This is a genomic window from Acinetobacter pittii, from assembly GCF_034067285.1.
GTDB lineage: Bacteria > Pseudomonadota > Gammaproteobacteria > Pseudomonadales > Moraxellaceae > Acinetobacter > Acinetobacter pittii_E.
The window spans coordinates 3,122,753-3,148,480 of the sequence record NZ_CP139286.1 but is presented as its reverse complement, the minus strand read 5'-3'; the positions used below and the strand labels follow the sequence as shown (position 1 = coordinate 3,148,480).

Annotated in this window: 25 protein-coding genes; 15 read left to right on the top strand and 10 right to left on the bottom strand. The window is 40.9% G+C overall.

Annotated elements, in window-relative coordinates:
• Position 1: 1 nt before the first annotated feature.
• The 12 genes from SOI81_RS14845 to ffp are packed head-to-tail and all read left to right on the top strand — an operon-like array spanning position 2 to position 11,491.
• Positions 2-1,537 (top strand): aromatic amino acid ammonia-lyase, encoded by a 1,536-nt coding sequence (locus tag SOI81_RS14845; RefSeq protein ID WP_320540949.1) that lies wholly within the window; start codon positions 2-4, stop codon positions 1,535-1,537.
• A 9-nt stretch (positions 1,538-1,546) separates the two neighbouring features.
• The gene (locus SOI81_RS14840; RefSeq protein ID WP_000542808.1) at positions 1,547-1,975 is read left to right on the top strand and encodes an acyl-CoA thioesterase; all 429 of its coding nucleotides are present in this window, start codon (positions 1,547-1,549) and stop codon (positions 1,973-1,975) included.
• Entirely contained in the window at positions 1,975-2,604 is a 630-nt protein-coding gene (locus tag SOI81_RS14835) for an outer membrane lipoprotein carrier protein LolA (RefSeq protein WP_320540948.1), read from the top strand. Before SOI81_RS14840 ends, SOI81_RS14835 begins: the two co-directional genes overlap by 1 nt.
• On the top strand, positions 2,579-4,894 hold the full coding sequence (locus SOI81_RS14830) for a hypothetical protein (protein WP_320540947.1): 2,316 nt from the start codon (positions 2,579-2,581) through the stop codon (positions 4,892-4,894). The genes SOI81_RS14835 and SOI81_RS14830 overlap by 26 nt, the downstream gene beginning before the upstream one ends.
• A gap of 29 nt (positions 4,895-4,923) precedes the next feature.
• A complete protein-coding gene (locus SOI81_RS14825) occupies positions 4,924-6,219 on the top strand; it encodes an NAD(P)/FAD-dependent oxidoreductase (protein ID WP_239974832.1) in 1,296 nt (431 codons plus the stop codon).
• Between the two features lies 1 nt (position 6,220).
• Positions 6,221-6,766: a DUF3261 domain-containing protein gene (locus SOI81_RS14820; RefSeq protein WP_239974830.1), complete on the top strand. Its 546-nt coding sequence runs from the start codon at positions 6,221-6,223 to the stop codon at positions 6,764-6,766.
• On the top strand, positions 6,763-7,965 hold the full coding sequence (gene oxsM, locus SOI81_RS14815) for a beta-ketoacyl-[acyl-carrier-protein] synthase family protein (protein WP_239974829.1): 1,203 nt from the start codon (positions 6,763-6,765) through the stop codon (positions 7,963-7,965). Before SOI81_RS14820 ends, oxsM begins: the two co-directional genes overlap by 4 nt.
• Positions 7,965-8,390, top strand: a complete 426-nt coding sequence (locus SOI81_RS14810) for a 3-hydroxylacyl-ACP dehydratase (RefSeq protein ID WP_239974828.1) — start codon at positions 7,965-7,967, stop codon at positions 8,388-8,390. The genes oxsM and SOI81_RS14810 overlap by 1 nt, the downstream gene beginning before the upstream one ends.
• 23 nt (positions 8,391-8,413) lie before the next feature.
• Positions 8,414-9,139: a 3-ketoacyl-ACP reductase FabG2 gene (gene fabG, locus SOI81_RS14805; protein WP_224992288.1), complete on the top strand. Its 726-nt coding sequence runs from the start codon at positions 8,414-8,416 to the stop codon at positions 9,137-9,139.
• Positions 9,139-10,365 carry a beta-ketoacyl-ACP synthase gene (fabF, locus tag SOI81_RS14800; RefSeq protein ID WP_016142224.1) on the top strand — a complete coding sequence of 409 codons (1,227 nt, stop codon included), beginning with the start codon at positions 9,139-9,141 and terminating at the stop codon, positions 10,363-10,365. The genes fabG and fabF overlap by 1 nt, the downstream gene beginning before the upstream one ends.
• An 11-nt stretch (positions 10,366-10,376) precedes the next feature.
• Positions 10,377-10,811 carry a hypothetical protein gene (locus tag SOI81_RS14795; protein WP_057075728.1) on the top strand — a complete coding sequence of 145 codons (435 nt, stop codon included), beginning with the start codon at positions 10,377-10,379 and terminating at the stop codon, positions 10,809-10,811.
• Between the two features lie 23 nt (positions 10,812-10,834).
• Complete coding sequence (gene ffp, locus SOI81_RS14790; RefSeq protein ID WP_239968891.1) at positions 10,835-11,491, top strand: 4'-phosphopantetheinyl transferase family protein; 657 nt, start codon at positions 10,835-10,837, stop codon at positions 11,489-11,491.
• Between the two features lie 69 nt (positions 11,492-11,560).
• Here the strand turns inward: ffp and secB are convergent, their stop codons facing one another.
• From secB to rsgA, 4 genes are all read right to left on the bottom strand, one after another.
• A complete protein-coding gene (gene secB / locus SOI81_RS14785) occupies positions 11,561-12,019 on the bottom strand; it encodes a protein-export chaperone SecB (protein ID WP_002115005.1) in 459 nt (152 codons plus the stop codon).
• A gap of 27 nt (positions 12,020-12,046) precedes the next feature.
• Positions 12,047-12,304, bottom strand: coding sequence for a glutaredoxin 3 (grxC, locus tag SOI81_RS14780; RefSeq protein WP_239974827.1), 258 nt, complete (start codon positions 12,302-12,304; stop codon positions 12,047-12,049).
• A gap of 11 nt (positions 12,305-12,315) precedes the next feature.
• Positions 12,316-12,732: a rhodanese-like domain-containing protein gene (yibN, locus tag SOI81_RS14775; RefSeq protein WP_016142222.1), complete on the bottom strand. Its 417-nt coding sequence runs from the start codon at positions 12,730-12,732 to the stop codon at positions 12,316-12,318.
• A gap of 97 nt (positions 12,733-12,829) precedes the next feature.
• A complete protein-coding gene (gene rsgA, locus SOI81_RS14770) occupies positions 12,830-13,891 on the bottom strand; it encodes a ribosome small subunit-dependent GTPase A (protein WP_239974826.1) in 1,062 nt (353 codons plus the stop codon).
• A gap of 125 nt (positions 13,892-14,016) precedes the next feature.
• Between rsgA and orn the strand changes: the two genes are divergently transcribed.
• From orn to fabI, 3 genes are all read left to right on the top strand, one after another.
• Complete coding sequence (gene orn, locus SOI81_RS14765; protein WP_000099436.1) at positions 14,017-14,583, top strand: oligoribonuclease; 567 nt, start codon at positions 14,017-14,019, stop codon at positions 14,581-14,583.
• Between the two features lie 153 nt (positions 14,584-14,736).
• Positions 14,737-15,468: a Bax inhibitor-1/YccA family membrane protein gene (locus SOI81_RS14760; RefSeq protein WP_004794670.1), complete on the top strand. Its 732-nt coding sequence runs from the start codon at positions 14,737-14,739 to the stop codon at positions 15,466-15,468.
• Positions 15,469-15,605: 137 nt separating this feature from the next.
• Positions 15,606-16,409, top strand: coding sequence for an enoyl-ACP reductase (gene fabI, locus SOI81_RS14755; RefSeq protein WP_031944198.1), 804 nt, complete (start codon positions 15,606-15,608; stop codon positions 16,407-16,409).
• A 68-nt stretch (positions 16,410-16,477) separates the two neighbouring features.
• Here fabI and cmeC read toward each other — a convergent pair whose 3' ends face one another.
• From cmeC to leuS, 6 genes are all read right to left on the bottom strand, one after another.
• Entirely contained in the window at positions 16,478-17,872 is a 1,395-nt protein-coding gene (gene cmeC, locus SOI81_RS14750; RefSeq protein ID WP_239974989.1) for an efflux transporter outer membrane subunit, read from the bottom strand.
• Between the two features lie 22 nt (positions 17,873-17,894).
• A complete protein-coding gene (gene macB / locus SOI81_RS14745; protein WP_016142218.1) occupies positions 17,895-19,889 on the bottom strand; it encodes a MacB family efflux pump subunit in 1,995 nt (664 codons plus the stop codon).
• Positions 19,890-19,891: 2 nt separating this feature from the next.
• Complete coding sequence (gene macA, locus SOI81_RS14740; RefSeq protein WP_239974824.1) at positions 19,892-21,229, bottom strand: MacA family efflux pump subunit; 1,338 nt, start codon at positions 21,227-21,229, stop codon at positions 19,892-19,894.
• A gap of 107 nt (positions 21,230-21,336) precedes the next feature.
• Entirely contained in the window at positions 21,337-22,326 is a 990-nt protein-coding gene (gene holA / locus SOI81_RS14735) for a DNA polymerase III subunit delta (protein ID WP_224992285.1), read from the bottom strand.
• Between the two features lie 19 nt (positions 22,327-22,345).
• Positions 22,346-22,855: an LPS assembly lipoprotein LptE gene (lptE, locus tag SOI81_RS14730; protein WP_032054413.1), complete on the bottom strand. Its 510-nt coding sequence runs from the start codon at positions 22,853-22,855 to the stop codon at positions 22,346-22,348.
• 27 nt (positions 22,856-22,882) lie between these two features.
• Entirely contained in the window at positions 22,883-25,507 is a 2,625-nt protein-coding gene (gene leuS / locus SOI81_RS14725; RefSeq protein WP_320540946.1) for a leucine--tRNA ligase, read from the bottom strand.
• Between the last annotated feature and the right edge of the window lie 221 nt (positions 25,508-25,728).

Sequence of the window (25,728 nt, the reverse complement as noted above, 5' to 3'; positions counted from 1 at the left end):
CATGCGTGTGTTAACCGTAGGTGAACAGCCAATGAGTATTGAAGATGTCGTTTCTGTAGCCAGAGGCGAATGTCAGGTTGCTTTACCTGAAACGTCTGAGTGGCGTGAACTGATTCAAAAAGGCGCTGATTTTCTCGATCAGATTCTTGAAGAAGAAGGGGTTATCTACGGGGTGACTACGGGTTATGGTGACTCATGTTTGGTTGAAGTGCCGTTGCATCAGGTTAATGAACTACCGCTGCATCTTTCACGTTTTCATGGCTGTGGTTTAGGTGAAAATTTAGATGTCATCACTGCACGTGCAGTAGTCGTAACGCGTTTATGTTCGTTAGCTCGTGGTTATTCAGGTGTATCGATAGCACTACTTGAGCGTCTGGTGTGGCTACTCAACGAAAATGTGATTCCAGTCATTCCATCTGAAGGTTCAGTCGGGGCAAGCGGTGACTTAACGCCGTTGTCTTACATTGCGGGAACATTAGTCGGTGAGCGTGATGTCTATGTTAATGGACAAATTGTTCCTGTTGCTCAAGTTTATGCTGAAAAGAATATGCAGCCTTTAACGCTCAGACCTAAAGAAGGTTTGGCGCTCATGAATGGCACAGCGGTGATGACAGCGATTGCTTGTTTGAACTATAAAAAAGCAGAGCAGATCGCACTCGCAAGTACTTTAATTACTGCCTTAAATGTATTGGCGCTAGAGGGTAATCCGAGTCATTTTGATGAAGTACTGTTTGCACAAAAACCCCATCCAGGGCAGCAGCAAATAGCAAAGCAATTACGTGAATGGCTGAATAGTGAAGTACAAACGGCACACCAAAGTCCACGCTTGCAAGACCGTTATTCATTACGCTGTGCGCCGCATATTATTGGGGTGTTTGAAGACTCAAAAGTATGGTTACGTCAGTTTATTGAAAATGAGCTGAATTCAAGTAACGACAATCCATTGATTGATCCAGTAGGCATGCGTGTGTTGCATGGCGGTCATTTTTACGGTGGGCATATTGCACAGGCAATGGATAGCTTAAAAATTATGATTGCCAATATTGCTGATTTGATGGACAGACAAATTGCACAGCTAGTCGATCATAAAATGAACCATGGTTTGCCACGTAATTTAACAGGTGCGACAGCTGAACGTTTACCACTCAATCATGGCTTTAAAGCCGTACAAATCGGGGTATCAGCGTGGACAGCTGAAGCCTTAAAAAATACTTTGGCAGCTTCAATTTTTTCACGTTCAACCGAATGTCATAACCAAGATAAAGTTAGCATGGGAACCATTGCTGCACGTGATGCGAGCCGAGTAATTACCTTGACCCAGCAAGTCATTGCAGCACTTTGCTGCGCGAGTGTGCAGGCGATTCATTTGAAAGGTTTAACGGCACAGCTCAGTCCGACATTGCAGGCATTTATGCAATGGACCTTACAAAGCTTTGCATTTGTCGAAGAAGACCGACCATTACAAACCGAATTACAACAGATTGTTGATCGTTTAGACCAACTTGAATTGTTTAATCAACCAGAATTTATGGGATAAGGTGAGCCAATGCATGCAGATGTAATCATTGAAATTCCATTTCATGATGTCGATACCATGAATGTGGTTTGGCATGGACACTATTTAAAATACTTTGAGATTGCGCGCTGCAAATTGCTCGATCAATTTCATTACAACTATATGCAGATGAAAGAATCAGGCTATGCATGGCCTGTGATTGAAAGCCATGTTCGCTATGCATACGGTATTGAGTTTGAACAAAAGATCCGGGTTCGGGCCATTTTAAAAGAATGGGAAAACCGCTTAAAAATTGATTATTTGATTTTTGATGCTGAATCTGGGAAACGTTTAACCAAAGGTTATACCACACAGGTGGCGGTGAATATTGAAGCCCGTGAAATGTGTTTCCAGTCACCTCAAGTTTTGTTTGATCGTTTGAATGCGTGGTCTGAGTTTCAACCGAAGAGGAATGCGTGATGTCTCAATTCATCAAAACTTTAGGTTTAGGTGCTGCTGTTTGGATGAGTAGTTTAAGTGCGGTCTATGCAGCGTCCACACAGATCACTCAAATTTTTCAGCAATTGTCACAGTCTCCTACGGTTCGTGCTGATTTCGAACAGCAAAAAAAATTGCCATCTTTGAATAAAACTTTTGTATCGAACGGCTCATTGTTGTTCTCAAAATTTTATGGTGTGGCATGGCAAATCAAACGACCCGTACAAGCAGATTTGATCGTTACCCCAACCAAGTTGGTACAGAAAACTCAGCGTACATTTAGCCAAATACAGGTTGATCAATCGCCATATAGTTCGGTCGCGACTTTATTCTTACAGCTCATGTCTGGTAATGAACAGGCTTTGGCAAAGAATTTTAATGTGGTAAGTGCGACTTATAGTCCAGCGGGTTGGAGCATGAGCTTAACCCCGAAAAGTAGCTTTTTTAAAAAGTTATTTGTGCGTGTTGATGCTCAAGGTCAACAGTACGTCAACCAAATCGTGATTACCGAGAAAGCGAATAATTTAACGACTATTCGCTTTAGTCACCAGACTTCTCAACCGACGACTTTAACGGCTGCTGAGTATGCGCTTTTCCAACTGGCAAAATAAGTTTACCGCGCTTTGGTTAATTGCTCTGCTGTTCATTGCAGTGGGGCTTGGCGTGACGTGGTTGAATAAAGATATTCATATTCAAACCAATATTTTTGCGTTGTTGCCTAAAGTACAGCAAGACCCAGAACTTGCACGTACTCAGCAGTACATGAATGAGCAACTTAACAATAAAGTATTTGTGGTGGTAGATGCCAAAGATGAGGCTGCGATACAACAAGCGACTCATTTCTTAACAGCGCAAGCGAAGCAAAGTGCGCTATGGCAGCCACTCAAACCACAGCTAGATTTTGATCAGTTTGCAAAACAGTTGTATCAACATCGAGCAGGTTTGTTGAGTGCTCAAGATCAGGCCTTATTGCAAAAAAAGGATTATGCTGCGCTGACTGAACAAAGTCTGATGCAGATGATGAGTCCAGGCATGCCTGTCACTGCTGAGTCACTCAAGCAAGACCCATTATTATTGTTCCCCCGTTATGCCATGCAGTTGGCAACTCCGTCACAACAAGATATTGAAATGGAGCAGGGTTTTGCCACAATTCATCATGAGCAAGGTATCTCTCGGCTTTTCGTATTACAGTTGACGCAAAGCCCATACAATATTGATTATCAAGAACAGACCTCTACTTGGATTGAGCAAACTAAGCAAAAGTTAGCTGCAATGGGATTAAAATCTCATTGGACTGGAACTATTTTATTTTCAAATTTTGGGACGCAATCGGCTAAACAGGAAATCTCAACCATTGGTGTTGGCTCGACACTGGGCTTAATTTTTCTGGTTTGGTTCGGCTTTCGCTCACTGCGACCTTTGGCGACCGAGTTTATTGCAGTTTCGACTGGAAGCTTTGTGGCGTTTGCGGTCACACATTGGGTGTTTGGTGAAATTCACTTAATGACATTAGTGTTTGGTGCAAGTCTGATCGGCGTCTGTGTCGACTTTTCATTTTATTTTATGGCGATGCAATCGCAGCATAGAAAGCTTGGTGGTTTTCAAATTTTAAAACCGCTATTACCAAGTTTGTTTATGGGCTTAATGACCACATTGGTTGCTTACATCTTTTTGAGTTTTACTCCGTTTCCTGGGTTTAAGCAGATTGCAGTCTTTTCAATTGTAGGATTAACTGCGGCGTGGATCAGTAGTGTACTGCTATTACCAAGATTACCTGCACTCAATGCCCAGCCTGCAATAAAAGCACTGTCGTGGATTGGTCAAGCACGCTTATGGTTTCAACAGCGAAACACAGTTCGTTATGGCTTGATTGCAATCATTTTAGCAGTAGGTACGGCGAGTCTTTTCTATCTTAAAAGTAACGATGATATTCGTAATTTACAAGGTATGGACGCGAGCTTAAAACAGCAGGACCAAGCGGTTCGTGAGCAATTTGGCCAGCAACAAAGTAGTGATTATTTTGTGGTGCGTGCAGCATCGGCAAATGAAATGCAGCAACAAGAGCAGCGACTGATTGGACACTTGCAACAGTTACAATCACAAGGGAAAATCAATGCATTTCAAGCTTTGGGTCAATGGATTCCACCATTGGCAGAGCAGCAAAATAATCTACAATTATTAAGAAATATTCCAAAAGCGACTTTGCAGCAATATGCACAAAGCATGGGACTAAATGTTAATGATGTTTTACAGTGGCAACAGCAACTGGCAGCACAACCGTTATTAGATTTTGCTGTATTTAAAGATCACCCGTTAGCTTTTCTACAACCTCAAGCCAATGAACGATTAGTGATGGTGACAGGGGCAAAACAGCCTGACGTGTTAAAGCAGCTTCAGAATGATCACATACATTTCCAGCAACCGATCACCGAAATGTCGCAAATGTTTGCTGAACATCGAGTGCAGGCTCAACATCTTCTGATTTATGCATTAATTGGTCTGGCGATTGGTTTAGCACTTATTTATGGACTAAGTTCGATTGTGCCATTGGTTCTGCCAGTCAGTTTGGCTTTACTAAGCACTTTTGCTGTTCAGGCATGGCTAGGTGTCGAGATTAACCTGTTTAGTATTATGGCGACTTTCCTGATTATTGGGATTGGCGTCGACTATGCAATTTTCTACCGACATGGACATGATCACCCGCAAGTAGTTGGAATGGCATTATTTTTATGTATGATGTCGACTTTACTTGGCTTTGGATTACTTTCATTTAGCCATACTTATGCAATTCATTGTTTTGGTTTAACGGTTTTATTCGGGGTTATTTTCTCGTTTATCTATGCGACTTTGTTAACCCCCGCAGATGAAAAACATATCGTGAATTTACAAGACCATTCATAATTTGAATAAATTAAAAAGGAAGTTGTGCTATGAGCACTATAGAAAAAATTGACGTTGTGATTATTGGGGCTGGGCCATCAGGTAGTTCTGCTGCTGCACTTCTTCGAAAAAAGGGCTATACCGTTACGGTCATCGAAAAACAGCATTTTCCTCGTTTTTCGATTGGTGAATCATTGCTACCGCAGTCTATGGCATTTTTAGAAGAGGCTGGTTTATTAGAAACAGTCCGTGAGCATGTTGAACAATATGCTTTTCAATTCAAAAATGGAGCAGCTTTTTTACGAGGCAAACAGCGTAGCTTTTATGACTTTACAGAAAAATTTACCGATGGTCCGGGCACAACTTGGCAAGTTCGCCGTGCAGATTTTGACAATTTGCTAGCAAAGCAGGCTCAAGCTTATGGTGCTGATATACGCTTTGGACATGAGGTTTTAGATGTTGATGTAGCATCTGAACAGCCTGTACTTACAGTAATTGATGAAAAACAACAACGTTATCAAATTCAAACTAAATTCTTGTTAGATGCGAGTGGTTTTGGGCGGATTTTGCCAAAGTTATTAGATTTAGAGAGCCCATCAAATTTTCCAGTACGACGTGCACTGTTTACCCATATTGAAGATGGTATTACAGATGACCCTGAATTTGACCGTAATAAAATTTTAATTACTGTTCATGAAAAAGATCATCGTGCATGGTATTGGCTGATTCCATTTGCAGATGGACGGGCTTCTTTTGGTATCGTTGCAGAACAAGATTTTTTTGACAAATACACGGTCGAAAATGCTGAAGATAACGAACCTGAGGCAATGTTTAAGCGTATTTTGGCTGATGAAACAAGCTTGTCACATGTACTACGTCAAGCTAAGTTTGATAAACCAGTGCGTACCTTGGTGGGCTACTCAGCGAATGTAAAACACTTGGCAGGCCAAAACTATGCGCTATTAGGTAATGCGGGTGAGTTTTTGGACCCTGTATTTTCATCAGGTGTGACGATTGCTCTTAAATCTTCAAGTTTGGCTGTTCCTTTGGTTGAAAGAGTTTTACAAGGTGAGCAAGTCGACTGGTTACAAGAATATGAAAAACCATTACGCCGTGGTATTCAGGTATTTCGTGCTTATGTTGAATCATGGTACGAAGGTGAGTTCCAAGATGTGGTGTTTTCGCAAAATCAGAATGAAGGCATTCGCCGTATGATTTCTTCATTATTGGCTGGTTATGCGTGGGATGAAAAAAATCCAATCCATAAAAATGCCAAACGTAGACTCAGCACTTTGGCAGAATATTGTCGTGAAGGCTTGGCGCAAGAACAGGTACTTGAGGGATAACATGCAACGTAAATGGGCAACGATATTACTCAGTAGCTTTATATTTTTAAATGGTTGTCAGGTCATGCCACATGCTAAAGGGCTGCAAAGTCCACTGTGGCAAGCTCAGACTTATCAAAGGCAAGATCAGGTTGAGGTTCAGTGGAAGCAGCAAAGTTTTAGCTTCTTGCTATATCAACAGCAAAAGGGTGCTGTACTGGATATGGTCGCTTTAAGCCTGACAGGCCAGCAATTATTTAAGTTACAGTTTGATGGGCATCGGGTTCATGTTGAACAGCGTATTGATCAAATGCGTTTATTGCCTTTTGAGTTTGTGGTGCGTGACCTTTTGTTTGCGACATACCCTCAGTTTTCACATTTAGGACAGCAAGCCGTAGAGATTAAACAAGAAGCAGACAAGCAGGTTGTTTATATTGAAAAGCAGCCTGTGTTGCAGCTTAAACAAGGGCAAGGAAGCATTGAATTGATTAATGAACAAGTCCTTTATACCATGACGCTGAGTTCGATTGAGAACACTTTGCAGACAGAAGAAAGTCCTACGCCATGAAACATTTACCTTCAGAAAATCCAGCCCCAATGGTAGTAGGCATACAATTTAGCGTTGGTTTATCTGCATTAGGCTGTGAACTTAATCAAATCAAACAAGCATTACAACAGCCCGAGCAAACCTTGAGTTTGCGAGATGATTTAATTGCTGATCGTGATGTTTGGGTGGGGCAATATACGCATCCATTATGTTCGAGCGTACCTGATGCTTTACAGTCTGTAGATTCACGTAATCTACGTTTTGCATTAACCGCATTAGCCGAAATTGAATCAGAGTTAAAAGCCTATACAGCATCTTTTGAAAATAAAAGTTTGGCCATTGTAGTGGGCACATCTACTTCTGGTATTGCAGATAATGAATTATTACTTAAGCAATATTTTCAAGGGCAAACCGATCTATCGATATCTCATTATCCTCAAGAAATGAGCTGTTTAGCGAAAGCATTACAGCAGTACTTAGGATGGGAAGGGCCCGCCTATACTATTTCGACAGCTTGTTCTTCAAGCGCTAAAGCATTAGCGGCGGGGCAGCGATTACTTCACGCAGATTTAGCAGATGTTGTGCTGGTGGGTGGCGTCGACACCTTGTGCAAGTTGACCCTAAATGGATTTAATAGTTTAGAAAGTTTATCTGAACATATTTGCCAACCCTGCGGCGTAAACCGTGATGGTATTAATATTGGTGAAGCTGCTGCGTTTTTTGTACTAAGTAAAGAACAAGCACCTGTCATGTTAATGGGAGCGGGTGAATCTATGGATGCATGGCACATTTCAGCCCCGCACCCTGAAGGTAAAGGTGCCGCTTTAGCTATGCAACGTGCATTAGATATGGCACATATTTCCGCTCAAGAGGTGGGTTATATCAACTTGCACGGAACAGCAACTCCACAAAATGACGCAATGGAAATTAAGGCTGTACGACAAGTTTTTGGCGATTACCCAGTGGCTTTAAGTAGTACAAAACATAAAACTGGACATTGCCTCGGTGCAGCGGGTGCCATCGAAACTTTTATTTGTGAACAGATTCTAAAGGATCAAAGTTGGTTGCCTTTACATCAAAATGTTGAGGTTGATCCAGATTTGGCTGACCAAAACTATGTGCAAGATGCTGAACTAAAACAATCCATTCGCTATGTCATGAGTAATTCTTTCGCTTTTGGGGGAAGTAATATTAGTCTTGTTTTTGGAGTGAAGCCCTAATGAAACTAGATGCAATTCAATATATTCCTCATGAACAGCCGATGGTATTTATTGACCATTTAACCGAGGTTGCAGAAGGGCGAGCGCAAGCAGAACTCACGATTACGCCAGAGCTCATGTTTTGTGAAGAAGAAGGTTTGCCGACATGGGCAAGTATTGAAATTATGGCACAAACCATTAGTGCTTATTCAGGCTGGCAAGGTGAGCAGTCAAAACAAACGCCAAAAGTCGGTTTTTTATTGGGAACGCGTAAATTACATTTACCCATTCCTTATTTCGCTTTGGGTTCACGATTGATCATTCAAATAGAGCAACAATATTTTCATGAAGGACTTGGGCAATTTTCCTGTGAAATTCAATATGCTGAACACCGCATTCAGGCAATGTTAAGTGTATTTGAACCTACAGACACACCATTTGAATAACCACAAAGAATTAGGAATACATTGTGACAAGACGAATTTTAGTAACGGGTTCAAGTCGAGGAATTGGGAAAGCGATTGCATTACAACTTGCAAAGGCTGGTTTTGATGTGACTGTACATGCACGTTCGCGTCAGGCAGAGGCTGAGCAAGTTGTCCAAGAGATTCAAGCCTTAGGTCAAAATAGTCATTATTTAATGTTTGATGTAACTGAACGCCAGGCGGTTCAACAAATTTTAGAACAAGATGTAGAACAGCATGGCGCTTTCTATGGCGTTGTATTGAATGCAGGTCTTACCCATGATGGTGCTTTTCCAGCACTCACCGATCAAGACTGGGATGAAGTGATTTCGACGTCTTTAGATGGTTTTTATAATGTTTTAAAACCGCTCATCATGCCAATGATTCACTTACGCAAAGGTGGCCGTATTGTCACTTTATCTTCTGTGTCTGGAATTATGGGGAACCGCGGTCAGGTCAACTATAGTGCTGCAAAAGCAGGATTGATTGGTGCGACCAAGGCTTTGGCACTCGAATTGGCTAAACGAAAAATTACCGTGAACTGTGTTGCACCTGGGCTCATTGAGACCGAAATGGTGACAGATGAAGTTAAAGAACATGCGCTAAAAATGATTCCGTTGCAACGCATGGGACAGGTCGATGAAGTGGCGAGCGTAGTGAAATTCTTATGTTCAGATGAAGCCTCTTATGTAACTCGACAGGTGATCTCTGTGAATGGAGGACTCATCTGATGAAGCGTGTGGTTGTGACAGGAATGGCAGGAATTACCTCTTTAGGTGAAACTGCTGATGACATCTTTGCACGATTTGAAGCTGCTAAAAGCGGTATTCGTTACATGCCCGAGTGGGAGCAATATGTTGACCTTCGGACCAAGCTTGCTGGACCTGTAGAATCTTTTCATATTCCAAAACATTTTAACCGTAAAGTCACCCGCGGGATGGGGCGTGTAGCGCTTATGTCGGTGGTTTGTGCCGAAACTGCTTTACAAAATGCTGGTTTGCTTGGACATGAAATTTTATCTAGTGGCGAAGCGGGTGTTGCCTTTGGTTCTTCCGCGGGTAGTGTAGATGCCGTGGGTGAGTTTGCTAGCATGTTGCTTCATCAGAGCATGAGTAAGATCAATGCAACCACTTATATTCGTATGATGGCCCACACAAGTGCCGTGAACATGACCGTATATTTTGGTCTTAAAGGCTTAACTTTACCTACCTCAAGTGCCTGTACCTCTGGTTCTATGGCGATTGGGCAAGCCTATGAAGCCATTAAATATGGCAAACAACAGGTCATGATTGCGGGTGGTGCAGAGGAACTCAGTGCGGCAGGGGCAGCAGTTTTTGATGTATTGTTCGCGACCAGTGGAATGAATGACCAACCAGAAAAAACACCGCGTCCATTTGATGCTAAACGAGATGGATTGGTGATTGGTGAAGGCGCAGGCTGTTTAATTTTAGAAGAATATGAGCATGCCAAAGCCCGCGGTGCCCATATTTATGCAGAGGTGATTGGCTATGGTAGCAATACTGATGGCCAACACGTTACTCGTCCTGAGTCAGAAATGATGGGGCGTTGTATGGAATTAGCGCTTAAAGATGCCTCTGTAGAAGCTAAAGATATTGCCTATGTAAATGCTCATGGGACTTCAACAGATCAGGGGGATGTAGCGGAGAGTCAAGCTACTGCAAAAGTTTTAGGCTATAAACCAATCAGCTCTTTAAAGAGTTATTTTGGACATACGCTGGGGGCGTGTGGAGCTATTGAAGCTTGGCTAAGCATCGAAATGATGAATCGTGGCCGTTTTATTCCAACTTTAAATCTAGATGAAATCGACCCACTATGTGGTGAACTGGATTATATCGTTCAGCAGCCGAGAAATTTGGATGCTGACATTATTATGAGCAATAACTTTGCTTTTGGCGGAATTAATACTTCGCTTATTTTTAAACGTGTTAAACAATAAGGAACACAACAATGTTAAATAAAAAACTTTTATTTGTAGCAATGCTAAGTGCGGGTTTTACTGCCACTGTTCAGGCTGGAGATGAAGTACATCAGTTAAATTTTAAAGAAGCTGTAGACCGTGCGGTTGCAGATGGGACGCTGGATGGTTCGGTAAAGTTTTATTTAAAAGGTACAAAGTCTGGTGGTAAAGTTATTCAAAAAGATGCGGTAACCAATAAAAAGACCAATGGTTTTGGTAAGTCGGCAGCAACGTCTTGTGACTGGGTTTTACGTTCAGCACTGATCCAAATGCAAAACAATGCTAAAGCACAAGGGGCAAACGCCGTGACCAATATTGTGAGCTATTTTAAAGCCAATGAAACCACAAGTACCACAACTTACGATTGCTATAAAGGTGCCATGATGGCGGGTGTTGCATTAAAAGGCGATGTAGTTAAATTCTAATCATTTAAAGTAAGGTCGAGATAATGTCTAAGCGTAAAATTGAAGTCTACACACAGGCATTATCTCAGCTTCTTTTAAAATCGAAACAAGATTTCCCCGACTTCCGTACATTTAATCATTATAAAAAACAACAAATACAGAGTGTCAGAAATAGACTGATTGCAGAGAAACTACAACTCAATTCAACGGAATTGGAGTTTGCCAAGCATGAACATGGTAAACCTTATTTGTTAAATCATAATTTGCATTTTAATCATTCACATAGCCAACAATTCTACGCTTTAGCCATGAGTGAACAGGTTAAAAATATTGGTGTAGATGTTGAGGAGCTTGATCGAAATGTACGTTTAGATGCATTAGCAAAACATGCTTTTCATCCCGATGAATATGCAACGTGGCTAAGTTTAGACCAAGATAGAGAATATTGGTTCAAAGTCTGGACCACTAAAGAAGCGGTTCTAAAAGCATCAGGACTAGGCATACGTTTAGATTTAAATACATTAAATACTCAAGCGCACCCTACAGACCAAGGGGGAATCTGTTCTCATCCACTGAATGGTACATTTGCTTATCAGAATTTTATTGTTGGCAATATGATGTTAACCGTGGCGTGGCGTTCAGAGTTATCTTGCCGAGGTTTCCAGTTTCCATCTATTCAGCTTCATTCACTTGATCGTTAATAAGTGAAATAGCGTACATAAAAAAAACCGCGTATTACGCGGTTTTTTTACTAAAAGGAAAAGCTAAAATTAAGCTTGGCCTTCAACAGCAGCAGCTTGAGCACGTTGCATGTTCGCTTCAAACTCTGCATCAAAGTTGATTGGAGTAAGAAGTAACTGTGGGAAGCTACCTTTAGTGACTAAATCATTTACAGCTTCACGCAAGAACGGGAACAAAATATTTGGGCAATATGCGCCTAAAATATAAGGTAAACGCTCTTCTTCAATATTATCGATCAAGAAAATACCTGATTGAGTTACATCTACAATGAACGCTGTTTCGTTGTCGTTATCAGCTTGTACCACAACTTTTAAAGAAACTTCAAAGTGAGTCGGGTCAATCTTTTCTGCAGCAGAAGAAAGATTGATATTAAGTTCAGGTTGCCATTGTTTAGTGAAAACCTGCGCCCCAGGAACCTCAAAAGAAATATCTTTTGTATAAATACGCTCTAAAGCTAATTGTGGTTGAACTTGTTGTTCTTCGCTCATTGTTTTTTCCTTAATATGGATGCGATGTTAAGCCAATAATTCGTCGAGTTTACCTTCACGCTCTAAAGCATAAAGTTGGTCAAAACCACCGATAAACTGATCGTTAATGAAAATTTGTGGGACAGTACGATGATTTGTGCGTTGCATTAATTCAACACGTAATTCGGGTGCTTCAACAGAAAGATTTACTTCTTTATAAGCAACACCTTTACGCTCAAGTAACTGTTTAGCACGAACGCAATACGGGCATACAGAAGTTGAGTAAACAATGACGTTTGCAGCCATGATAATTCTCCTTAAGCTTTTGGTTTGCTTTTAACAAGAGGTAAGCCTTGTGCTTTCCAGTTACTGATACCACCATCAAGACGATAGCTATCGTGGTGAGCAACTTTTTGCAAAGCACTTCCAGCAACTTGCCCCAAGTTGCAAATAAATACCAATGGACGGTCACTTGCTTTTAATTCTTCAGCATGACTTGCAATTTGGCTATACGGAATATTGCGACTACCGCTAATATGACCTTCGCGGAAATCTTTGCTATCGCGTAAGTCAATTAAAAGCGCATTTTTCGCTTTCACTAAAATACCAAGCGACTGTGGAGAAATTTTACGACCGTTACGTTGACCTTCAAAAATGAAGAACAACACGATCAAGACTCCGAGCGTACCAAACAAAATGGGGTGATTCCCCATAAACTCTAACCAGCGTTCCACAAGTCACCTAAAAAAATTAAAAACAAAATTGACCTAGAGTATAGCGTATATAGATGGTGATCAAAATCACCACTTCAAGGGCAAATAGGGCAGAAAATCAGTTTTTTTGCTGTGCTTCTTGAATCTCGTCGATTAAACGCAAAAAGCTATCTAGACGTCGCGGCAAAATTTCACCAGCTTCGACTGCATGTTTTAAGCCACAATTCTTTTCATGAGTGTGCGTGCAATTACGGAATTGGCAAGAACCCAGATGCGCTGCAATATCTGGAAAGCCCATACGAATTTTATCTAAATCGAGATGCCAAAGCCCAAACTCACGAATTCCCGGAGAATCAATTAAGGCACCATTTTTACCGAAGTTGATTAAGCGCGTAGAGGTTGTTGTGTGTTGTCCAAGTGCAGAGTTTTCAGAAATAACATTGGTTTTTTGCTCTGCATCTGGAATGAGCACGTTAATTAAAGAACTTTTTCCTACGCCTGATTGCCCTACAAATGCTACAGTTTCACCATCTAAACGTTCAGATAAAGCAGAGATATCACCTTTTTTAGACTGACAAATCATCACCTCATAACCCAAAGTTTTATATTCTTCTAATAGAGTGAGAATTGGGTCATTTTCAGTGAGTAAATCAGATTTATTGAGGACCAAAAGAGCAGGAATATTAGCGTCTGCACAAGCAACTAAATATCGATCGATTAGTGTTGGAGCTGGTTCAGGCAGTGGTGAAAATACAATCACAATCAAACTGATGTTTGCAGCCACTGGTTTAACTTTGTGATAGCGGTCAGGACGAGTGAGTAAAGAGGTGCGCGGGTGAATGGCTGTAATAATACCTAAACCCGTATTTGGGTCAGCTTGCCATTTAACACGATCGCCAGTGACCAATAACTCAAGGTTAGTTCGAGTATGACAGCGCCAAACACTATTGAGTTCGATCGGTTTCCAGAATGGTTCTGGTTCTCCTTCGGCAACTTGTGGTTTTTCTGGGTGATGCTCAGGTACAGAGAGGGCTTGTACTTCAAGTTGACGACCGTAGTGTTGTACAACGAGTCCGTCCAGATCCTGTGAAGTATCGATCTCTTCTTGGCGAGTTTTATGCTGTTTTTCAATACGACGTTGCTGTTGTTCAGTTAAACGACGCTTACGAATTAAAGCCATTCATATCCCAAAAAAACCATTGTTTGAAGACCGCAAAAATAGCATGAAGCAGCTATAGAATTACAGCGCGGAAGCAAGAAATTTGCTACTATTGATGTTTTTACGGCATTTTAGAACGTACATTCATGAGCAGTACTTTAAATACACGATTAATTTGGATTGATCTGGAAATGACCGGATTAGATACCGATAATGACCAAATTATTGAAATCGCAACAATTATTACAGATGATCATTTAAATGTACTTGCCGAAGGTCCAGTTTTGGCTATTCATCAACCTGATCGTATTTTAAATGCAATGGATGAATGGAACACTCGTCAACATGGGCAGTCTGGCCTGATTGAACGAGTTCGACGCAGTAAATTAACAGCTCGTGATGCTGAGTTACAAACTTTAGAATTCCTAAAAAAATGGGTTAATCCAAAAGTTTCACCAATGTGCGGTAACTCAATCTGTCAGGACCGCCGTTTCTTACACCGTCTTATGCCTGAACTAGAGCAGTATTTCCACTATCGTAATCTTGATGTATCTACGGTAAAAGAACTTTCAAAACGCTGGCGTCCTGAAATCATGAGCGGTTTGAAAAAGAATGCATCGCATTTGGCAATGGATGATATTCGTGACTCGATTTCCGAGTTGAAATATTACCGTGAATACTTCTTTATCATGAACACTGACGGTAAAGATTAATAACCTTACCAGAGTGATATGAAAGGGAGGCTATTGCCTCCTTTTTTATTATTTAAGGGCCTTGTTACAATAATGCCGATCGCCTGATTTGGCTTTCATATTCATTTTGCTTAAAATGATGTTTTAAATTTTTATTATAAAAAGAGAGCATTTATGCAAAGTAATAACCCGATATTGACCCGTGTTGAAACGGTCAGTGACTATAGTCAACCGATGACTGTGCAAGGTGCGATTCAAAAATCTGTAATGTTGACAGTCATTGCTGCTGCGGTGGGTGTCGCTTTATTTTTCTATGCAGCCTTTACTGCAAATGTTGGTATTGCTTACGCGGCTTCAATTGTAGGTGCAATTGGGGGCTTGGTTTTAGCTTTAATTACAACGTTTAAACCAACGACTGCGCCAACATTGGCAATTCCGTATGCCTTATTTGAAGGGGCTTTTTTAGGTGGTATTTCCTTTACTTTCCAGTTGAAGTACCCAGGTGTACCTCTTCAGGCTTTATTAGCGACCTTTGTCACCACTTTGGTGATGTTTGGTCTATATAAATTCCAAATTATTCGCGCAACTGAAAAGTTCAAGTCAGTTGTAATCTCTGCATCTTTGGCGATCTTTATTGTATTTATTGTGCAGATGGTTATGCGTTTAGCATTTGGTTCAAGTGTTCCTTATATTTTTGAAAGCAACTGGTTAGGTATTGGTTTTGCTGCATTTGTTGCAGTGATTGCTTCACTTAACCTGATTTTAGATTTTGATTTAATTGAAACTAATGCAGCATATCGTGCGCCAAAATTCATGGAATGGTTGTGTGGTATCGCATTACTTGCAACTTTAGTGTGGATGTATATTTCTTTCTTACGCTTACTTGGCTTATTGTCTGACGACTAAGATTGAATTCATCTAGAAGTCGCTCCTCATCAGGAGCGATTTTTTTTCGTGCGATTTTTGAAAAAAGATGCATTATGCAATTTCGAAAACCGCCGAATATTGGCATTATGCTTGAAATTGTTTTGAGTGAGATCGGCATGACACAAGGACTTTTAGCAGGTAAGCGCTTTTTGATTGCAGGCGTTGCTAGTAAATTATCAATTGCTTTTGGTATTGCCCAAGCATTACACCGTGAAGGTGCAGAGCTTGCGTTTACTTATCCAAACGAAAAATTAAAAAAACGTGTGGATGAATTTGCTGAGCAATTCGGTTCTAAGCTTGTGTTTCCATGTGATGTTGCTGTTGATGCTGAAATTGATAATGCATTTGCAGAACTTGCAAAACATTGGGATGGTGTAGACGGTGTTGTACACTCAATTGGCTTTGCACCTGCACATACACTTGACGGTGATTTCACTGACGTGACTGACCGTGAAGGTTTTAAAGTTGCTCATGACATCAGCGCATACAGCTTTGTTGCAATGGCACGTGCTGCAAAACCTTTATTACAAGCTCGCCAAGGTTGTTTATTAACTTTGACTTACCAAGGTTCTGAGCGCGTTATGCCTAACTACAACGTAATGGGTATGGCAAAAGCTTCTTTAGAAGCTGGTGTTCGTTACTTGGCATCAAGCTTAGGTGTTGATGGTATCCGTGTAAACGCGATTTCTGCGGGTCCAATCCGTACTTTAGCTGCTTCTGGTATTAAATCTTTCCGTAAAATGTTAGATGCCAATGAAAAAGTTGCGCCGTTAAAGCGTAATGTAACTATTGAAGAAGTAGGTAACGCAGCGTTGTTCCTATGCTCACCTTGGGCTTCAGGTATTACTGGCGAAATTCTATATGTAGATGCTGGTTTCAATACTGTAGGTATGAGCCAATCTATGATGGATGATGAATAAGTTTTAAAATTTATTCAGCCATAAAAAAGCCGTAGTTGAAGGACTACGGCTTTTTTAATTGGTACAGGTTATTGCGGCAGTTCTTTTACAGGTGAACCACCTAAAGCTTGCATGAGAGTGACATACGCGTTGTATTGGCTTTGCTTGGTTTCAACGAGGCTTAAGCGCGCAGTACGAGTGGTTTGCTGTGCATCAAGAAGTGTTTTTAATGCAACAGCACCATAACGGTAGCGGACTTCAGTTAAACGTTCGGTTTTTTCTGCAAGTTCAACATTACGTTCTTGTAACGCTACTTGCTTGTCGAGTTCTGTACGACTCGATAAAGCATTTTCTACATCAGCAAAAGCCTGATAAAGCGTTTGGCGATATTGAATAATCGCTTTCTCATAATCCAGATTGCTAATCGCGATATCTTTTTTCATATCGTTATATTGCAAAAATGGTAAGCTCAAACTTGCACCTAAAGTTAGAGCAGGGTTACGTAACAACTCCGTTAATGATGTGCTGCTTGAACCTAAACTACTGGTTAAGCTAATCGAAGGGTAGTAGCTTGCTTTGGTTGCATCTTTAGTTGCTAATGCTTTTCTTAAGCGTAGCTCACTTGCTTGCAAATCAGGGCGGCGCGATAAAATATCGGCGGGTAAGCCAGCCCCAATTGCAGGTAGAGCGGTGCGTGGTAAACGTTTTGGCTCTTGAATATTTAATTGTTGCAATGGTTCATGCAATAACACTGCGATGGCTGTGCGTGTTTCAACTAGTTGTTGTTCAATTTGGCTTAAGCTTGCTTTTTGGCTTTGCACTGATTGTTCTGCTTGAGTCAGATCTACACCTGAAACGGCACCAGCTTTATATTGAATTTGAACCAAGTCATAAAGCTTTTGAGACGTTGCTAGGCTTTGCTGAGCAGTCGCATAACGTTCATTTAAATAACCCAGTTGCCAATAGAGTTTGGCAGTGGTTGCAATTAAGCTTTGTCCAGTAGCTTGTAAGTCTTGTTCGGTTGCTAAAGCTTCCCATTTACTTGCTTCGGTTTGGCGTGCAAGCTTGCCAAACAAGTCAAGCTCATAGCTTACTCCAGCGCTCATTGAAAGACCTTTAGCACTGTCATCTCCCGAATTTAAATCGAAAGAATGTCCTGTAGAAACACTAGAACTGGTACGCAAGCCTTGTTTGTTTGCCGTTAGATCAGCTTGTAAACGAGCTTGCTTTAAGGCAATACCTGCAACTGCTAAATCACTGTTACGTTCTAATACATTGCTCACAAGCTGATTGAGCTGCGCATCGTTAAAAAGGGTCCACCAACGATCAGAGTATTGATCGGCAGACATGGTTTTTGTTTTTGCTGTGTCATATTGAAAGCTACCCGGAACTTGTACCGCAGGTGCTTCATAAGGTGTTTTTACTACAGCTGCACATCCTACAAGAGAACCTGTGAGAAGAAGTGCTGTGCTGAGTTTAGCCATAGAGAAAGACATGCAATTTTCCTTATTCTCGAGATAGTGCGGCAACAGGGTCAAGTTTCGCGGCATTCTTAGCTGGTAAGAAACCAAAAACGACACCAATCAGTGTTGAACAGACAAATGCTGCAATAATAGAAGTGCTTGAATAAGCCACGCTAAAGTTACCGCCAGCAAATTTATTAATAAGTTGCCCAAGGCCAAGCGATAGTAAGACGCCAAGCACGCCACCAATTAAACACACCAAAATTGCTTCAATCAGGAATTGCTGCAAAATATCACTTTGACGAGCACCTACGGCCATACGTACACCAATTTCTTGAGTACGTTCGGTCACCGAAACCAACATAATATTCATGACCCCGATACCACCAACAACCAATGAAATTACGGCAATTGCTGAAACTAGAAGCGTCATTGTGCTAGTCGTTTTCTCAATGGTTTGACGGATACTGTCACTGTTCATGGTGAAAATATCTTGTGCACCATGGCGCTGGGTTAATAAGTTAACGATGGCATTTTCTGCGGCAGCAGTTGAATATTTATCATTAATACGAACCACGATATTACGTACATTCGACTGACCCAACATACGGCTCATTACGGTTGTATAAGGCATATAGACATTTAGAGTGTCATCTGAGCCCATACCGCTTGTCTGCGGTTCTACAACACCAATAATACGAGCAGGTACACTACCGAGCAGTACCACTTGACCGATTGGGTTGGTACCGTCACTAAAAAATTGTTTTTGAGTATTAGTATCAATGACTACATCTTGTGAGCGATCACGAACACTACGTTGGTCAAAAGTTTGCCCATCTTTAAAGACCAAACCTTTTACATCGAAATAATCATTACTCACACCATTAATGGTCGCATTTGCTTCATTTTGTTGGTAACGCATAGTTTTGGATGTACTAACCATTGGACTGACCGCACTGACATAAGGCTGAGTCATTAACGCATCAGCATCGGCAGGAACCAAAGTCTTAAAACTTGCAGTTTTTGAGTTGTCACCAAAACCACGGCCCTGAAATACCGTAATTGTATTTGTTCCGAGACTACTAATATTGCTTAAAATTTGCTGTTGAGAGCCTTTACCTAAAGCGACCACTGTAACAACAGACGCAATACCAATAATGATCCCAAGCATGGTTAAAAAAGTACGCATGCGATGGGCATTCATAGACAGTAAAGCCATTTGAAAGGCTTCTGATAAACGGTCTAAAGTAGAACGCCATGCAGAAATACTTTTGCCTTTCTTCTGTTTACCTTGTAAAGCAGGAGCGGCATCAGGATCAGATTTGATCGGTTCAGCTGCTTGATCTGGAACGTTAGGACGATCACTAATAATTTCTCCGTCACTAATCTCGATAATACGAGTCGCATTTTTTGCAACTTGCATATCATGAGTGACTAAAATAATAGTGTGACCTGCGGCATTGAGTTCACGCAAAATACGCATCACCTCAACACCACTATGAGAGTCGAGTGCTCCTGTCGGTTCATCTGCCAGAATAACGTCACCGCCATTCATGAGTGCACGGGCAATAGACACACGTTGCTGCTGACCACCAGAAAGTTGGCTTGGCCTATTGAGTGTTTTAGTACCTAAACCTAATTCGGTCAGTAGAGCTGTGGCGCGTTGTTTACGTTCAGAAGGGGTAACCCCTGCATAAACAGCGGGAACTTCAACGTTACCTTCAGCAGATAAGTCACCAAGTAAATGGTAGCGCTGGAAAATAAAACCAAAATATTCACGGCGTAGTCGAGCGAGCTGATCAGGCTCAAGTTTACCCGTTTCTTGCCCATTAACCTTATAACTACCACTCGTAGGTCGGTCCAAACAACCCAAAATATTCATGAGGGTCGATTTACCAGAACCAGACTGGCCGACAATGGCAACCAGTTCACCTTCATAGATAGTTAGGTCAATGCCTTTTAAAATTTGTATCGTGCTTTCGCCAGCAGGGAATTCCCGGACCAGATTGCTGACTTCAAGCAAAGCTTGTTTTGTCATGCTTACATTCCCATTGGGCCACGGCGACGGTTATTACCACTATTTGCAGAAGCAGCAGAAGTATCTGAGCTATCAGCAATTACAACTTGGTCACCTTGTTTTAATCCAGCAAGAACTTGCGCATTTACCCGGTTATTAATACCCACCAAAATTTGAGTCGGTTTGGTTGTACCATCTGCTTGTAAAATACGTACTACGCTTAGCGTTGCTTTACCTTGTTCAACCAGTTGTTTTTGTTCAGCAGTTAAATTTAAGCGTTCTAAACGAGCACCATTACCTTGATGTTTGCGTTCTGTACTTGGGGTAGAACTTGCTTTCTCAGATGACTGACCGGATTTTCTTTGACCAGAAAATTGTTTAGTACTTAAAGCAGAAGATGGAACCAATAAAGCATTTTTAGCTGAATTTAATACGATATAAACTTGTGCAGTCATATCAATACGCAGTTTACCATCGGTATTTGGCACATCGAATAAGGCATTATAGTAGACAGCCGAACTGGTCGTTGAACTTGTATTACTTGTTGATTCGCTCGAAATTGAGTCAGGAGCAGGCTCAATCTGGCGTAATGTTGCATAGCGTTTGGTGTCATCGCCTAGAGTTGTAAAGTAGACCTGTTGCCCTTTTTCAACTTTCATAATGTCAGCTTCACTGACTTGTGCCTTAATCGTCATGTTTTGTAGTTTTGCAATTTTAACGATGGTCGGTGCACTTTGGTTTGCGTTTACGGTTTGGCCTTCTTCGGTCACAATCGCGACTACCGTTCCATCAGTTGGAGCAACAATACGTGTATAACCAATATTGGTTTGAGCCGTAGATTTTGTCACTTTGGCAGATTCGATTTGTGCATCTAATGCTTTAATTTGCGCCTGAGCTGTTTTATAGCTTGCCTCAGCCGATTCTAAATCTGCACGCGGCGTTGCATCTTGCGCATACATTTGTTGCTGACGGCGGTATTCAAGTTGTTTCTCATTTAAAGATGCAACTTGTTGAAGACGCTGTGCTTCTAAATTTTTAATGTTTGCATCAGAAGTTTTTAGGCTGTTTTCTTGGGTTGTTGAGTCAATTTGAGCAATAAGTTGACCTTGCTTAACTTGATCACCCAACTGCACATACATCTTTTTAACCTGACCAGATACCTGCGCACCTACGCTAATGAGTTTGGTTGCATCAAGTGTACCTGTCGCAAGTACATTATTTTCAATATCCCCACGCGTCACCTCAGCAGTAATATATTGAGGCTGTTGCTGTTTAGGTTTTAAAAACTTCCAAGCTAATACAGCAATAATTGCTATACAGACGATGATAATAACAAGTTTGATTGGCTTTATTTTTGGCATGGTGAGAGGTCGAAAAGTTTAAAATTTAATTGAGTATAAAAGCGAAATGAGGATAAAACGTGAATTTTTATGATAATTCAAGAATGAAGAAAAATGATTCGGCCGAATTACTGTATAAATAATGTTTTTCCACATAATTCAGCAATCGCTTGCTGCATTAAATGTTGGGCATTTTCATTTGACATTCCTTTAATTGCCGCATCAATTTGCAATAGAAGGGTAGACCAGCCTAAAAATTGTTGAGGATTTAATCTTCTTAACGCTTGTTGATATAAGCTGACTTTGGTTTTCCAGATGCCAAGTTGTAAGGCATTATGGGGCTGCTCAAATAATTGCATCAATAAACGCATTTCTTTACTTAAAGTCCATAAAATCAGACTTTCTGGTTCGCCAGCAGCAATTAAATATTGAAAAATTTTAATGGATTGAGCGAGATTACCTTCTAATAAGGCATCGCTTAAATCGTAAGTGGTGTAACGAGATTGATCTTGTAGACAAGCATATAACTGTTCAATTTGAATCAGTTGTTGGTCTGGAAAAGTGTCTCTTACACGCATCAAGCTATTTTTAGCTGCAAGCAAGTTGTGCTCGTGATGTTGCATGAGCCATTGCCAAGCGTCATTGTCGAGTTGAATTTCAAGTTTTTCTGCTTCAACAGATAAAATTCTTTGACGGTCTTGCGGATAGTTTGCGGTTAGGGCAACGACAACACCATTTGCTTCAACAACTTGGAAAAAAGCAGACTTTAAACTACTACTATCTTGCTTAGGTAAAACAATTAAAAGTAGGTTAGTTTCATTATGCTGGATATAACTTTTAAGTTGTTTTAATCCATTTGCATCAGGTTTTATATTGCCATGTACTTCAATTGCGAGCTGCTGAGAAAATAAAGATAAGCTGTTAAGTGCATTAAAAACATTTTTCCAGTCGCTCACGCTACTAATATCATAGCGCTGTCTTTCAACTTCTTGTTGTTGCCAACTTTTACGAAAAGTATCTAATAAATTTTGTTCCAGCAAAGGTTCTTGGCCGTGTAAAATCCACGCACCCCGTGCTTCCGGAATGCGTTTCAAGGCTTGTAAATAGTCAATTTTCATTGCTGGTAAAAAATAAAGATTAAGGCTGAGCTTTTGGTAAACGGTTTGCTGAAATCTGACGAGTAATTTGCTGTGCAATGTCATCAATCACAATACGCTGCAAATAAGATTCTTGCTGATTTTCGGTATTAACCGTTGCAAGATCATATTGATAACTACGAGATGCAGTTAACGAACGTGGTTCTGTAATTTTATTACCCTGACGGTCTTCAATCTGGAAGGTTACAGTTAAACGTAATAATACTTCCGTTAATTTACCGTTTAAAAGCTGACGACGTGGAGTGTACTCTAAAACACGGAGTACGTAAGCATCGTTATCATTGCTGAGTTGAACACCATTTGCAGCTAAATATACTTTTAACTGCGTTTCCAAGTCATCAGTTTTTGCTGGTAACTCAAGGCTTAATTTTTTATAAACAAGCGGAGTTGCAGTCGGGTTGCTTCCTTTTAAATGAAAGCCACACCCGACTAAGCCTGCACTAAGGCCTAAGGTCAAAACAACAGCGGCTAAACGTTTGGCAAAGTGCATGCTTGATCCTCTCATTAATAACTTTAATTAAACCACGAGGTTAACTAATTTATTTGGAACCACAATTTCTTTCTTTGTTGGTCCTGTTAAGAATTGTTGAACTTCTGGTAAAGCTTTAGCTTGAGCTAATAGATCTTCTTTAGAAATATCAACAGAAACTTCAAGTTTACCGCGAAGTTTACCGTTAACCTGTACAACAATCGTTTGGGTATTGCGAGTTAATGCAGCAGCATCGACTTCGGGGAATGTTGCCTCTGTCACATCTGTACCAAACTGAGCCAATAATGTTTGACTTAAATGTGGTGCAAATGGAGCAAGTAAAGTTAACAGTGTGGTAATCGCTTCACGTTCTACAGCAACGTCGTTGTCGTCTTTTGCTTCAAACTTATTGCTTGCATTTAACAATTCCATCAAAGCAGCAATTGCAGTGTTGAATGCATGGCGACGTTCAATGTCATCACTTACTTTTTGAATAGTTTCGTGAGTCTTACGACGTAAATCTTGAGCATCTTTAGATAAGTTAGCTGCATCAATCGTAGAGGTTTGGTTACCTTTTTCAAGGAAGCTTGCTACAAGACGCCATACACGTTTCAAGAAACGATTTGCTCCTTCAACACCTGCATCAGACCATTCTAAAGATTGATCTGGTGGAGCAGCAAACATCATGAATACACGTGCTGTATCTGCGCCGTATTGATCAATAATCGCTTGTGGGTCAATACCGTTATTTTTCGACTTAGACATTTTTTCTTGTCCGCCGATAATCACTTCTTGACCGTCACCTGAATATTTCGCAGAAATGATGCGACCTTTTTCGTCACGCTCTAATTCGATGTCAGCAGGGTTAAACCAAGTTTTCTTACCATTTTCTGCTTCACGATAGAATGTATCTGCAAGTACCATGCCTTGAGTTAACAAGTTGGTAAATGGTTCATTACCTTGTACGACACCTTCATCACGCATTAATTTGTGGAAGAAACGTGCATAAAGTAAGTGAAGAATCGCGTGCTCAACACCACCAATGTATTGGTTTACAGGAAGCCAGTTTTGAGCTGCTTCAGGTTTAACCATACCACCAGTAAAGTCTGGAGAAGCATAGCGTGCGTAGTACCAAGATGACTCTACAAATGTATCTAAAGTATCTGTTTCACGGCGTGCATCGCCACCACAGCAAGGACATTTAGTTTCATAGAATTCAGGCATTTTATTTAATGGGTTACCTGAACCATCTGGAACAACGTCAGTTGGTAATACAACCGGAAGCTGGTCTTCTGGAACTGTGACTTGACCACAAGTATCACAGTTAATCATTGGAATTGGACAACCCCAGTAACGTTGACGAGAAACACCCCAGTCACGTAAACGGAATTGAACTTTAGAATTTGCTAAACCTTGTGGTTCTAATTTTGCAAGGAATGCATCGAAAGCAGCTTGGAACTCTAAACCGTCAAACTCACCTGAATTAACAAGTTTACCTTCTTTAGAACCGTACCATTCTTGCCATTCAGTTGCAGAGTAGTCTGCATCGTCAGCACCTTTGGCATCAATCACTTGTTTAATTGGCAAATTGAATTTGTTGGCAAATTCAAAATCACGTTCGTCATGTGCCGGTACAGCCATGACTGCGCCAGAACCATAAGACATTAATACGTAGTTTGCGATCCAGACAGGAAGCTCTTCACCAGTTACAGGGTGCTTTACAAACAAACCTGTTGCCATGCCTTTTTTCTCGGCTGTTGCCAAGTCCGCTTCTGCAACTGAACCCATGCGGCATTCTTCAATAAATGCAGCCAATTCAGGGTTGTTTTCAGCAGCTTTAAGCGCAAGAGGGTGTTCTGCCGCAACAGCAACATAAGTCACACCCATAAGCGTGTCAGCACGTGTTGTATAAACAGTTAAGCCATCAGCATAAATTTCGGTATTGGCAGATGGGAAAGTAATTTCCATGCCTGTAGAGCGACCAATCCAGTTACGTTGCATGGTCAACACTTGTTGAGGCCAGCCGTCCTGTAAAGTGTCAAGATCGTCTAGTAATTCTTGTGCATAGTCCGTAATACGGAAGTAGTACATTGGAATATCGCGTTTTTCGACCAATGCACCTGAGCGCCAGCCACGACCATTTTCAACTTGCTCGTTTGCTAAAACTGTTTGATCAACCGGATCCCAGTTTACTGTTGAAAGCTTGCGGTAGATGAGGCCTTTTTTATAAAGCTGAACAAATAACCATTGTTCCCAGTGATAATACTCTGGTGTACAAGTTGCAAATTCGCGATCCCAGTCTACAGATAGACCTAATTTTTTTAATTGGTCACGCATGTAGGCAATGTTTTCAAATGTCCATTTTGCCGGAGCAACTTTATGGGCAATTGCAGCGTTTTCCGCCGGTAAACCGAATGCATCCCAACCCATTGGTTGTAATACAGTTTCACCTTTTAAACGGTAAAAACGGCTAATCACATCACCAATTGTATAGTTACGCACATGCCCCATATGCAGCTTGCCACTTGGGTAAGGAAACATTGACAGGATGTAGCGATGTTTACCTTCGACAGTGTCGGCAACTTTAAAGACTTTACGATTTTCCCAATCTTGTTGAACTGATGGTTCAATCGTGTTTGCTTGATATTCGGGGTCAATGTGAGAAATAGTCATAGACGTAAGCTATACAACAAAAATTGATATTAAAGATTGTTGCACAGCATAGCGCAAAATCGACAAAAATGCAGTTTTGGGATGGATTTATTTTCCGTTAAAAATTAAACAGGAATAAACCTGAAAAAAGTAGGGCAGACATAAAAAAAGAAAAGTGGAAAAATCAAATAAGATGAAAAAATAGTCAGTTAAAAAATAATCATAGAAAAGTGTTTCTTTAA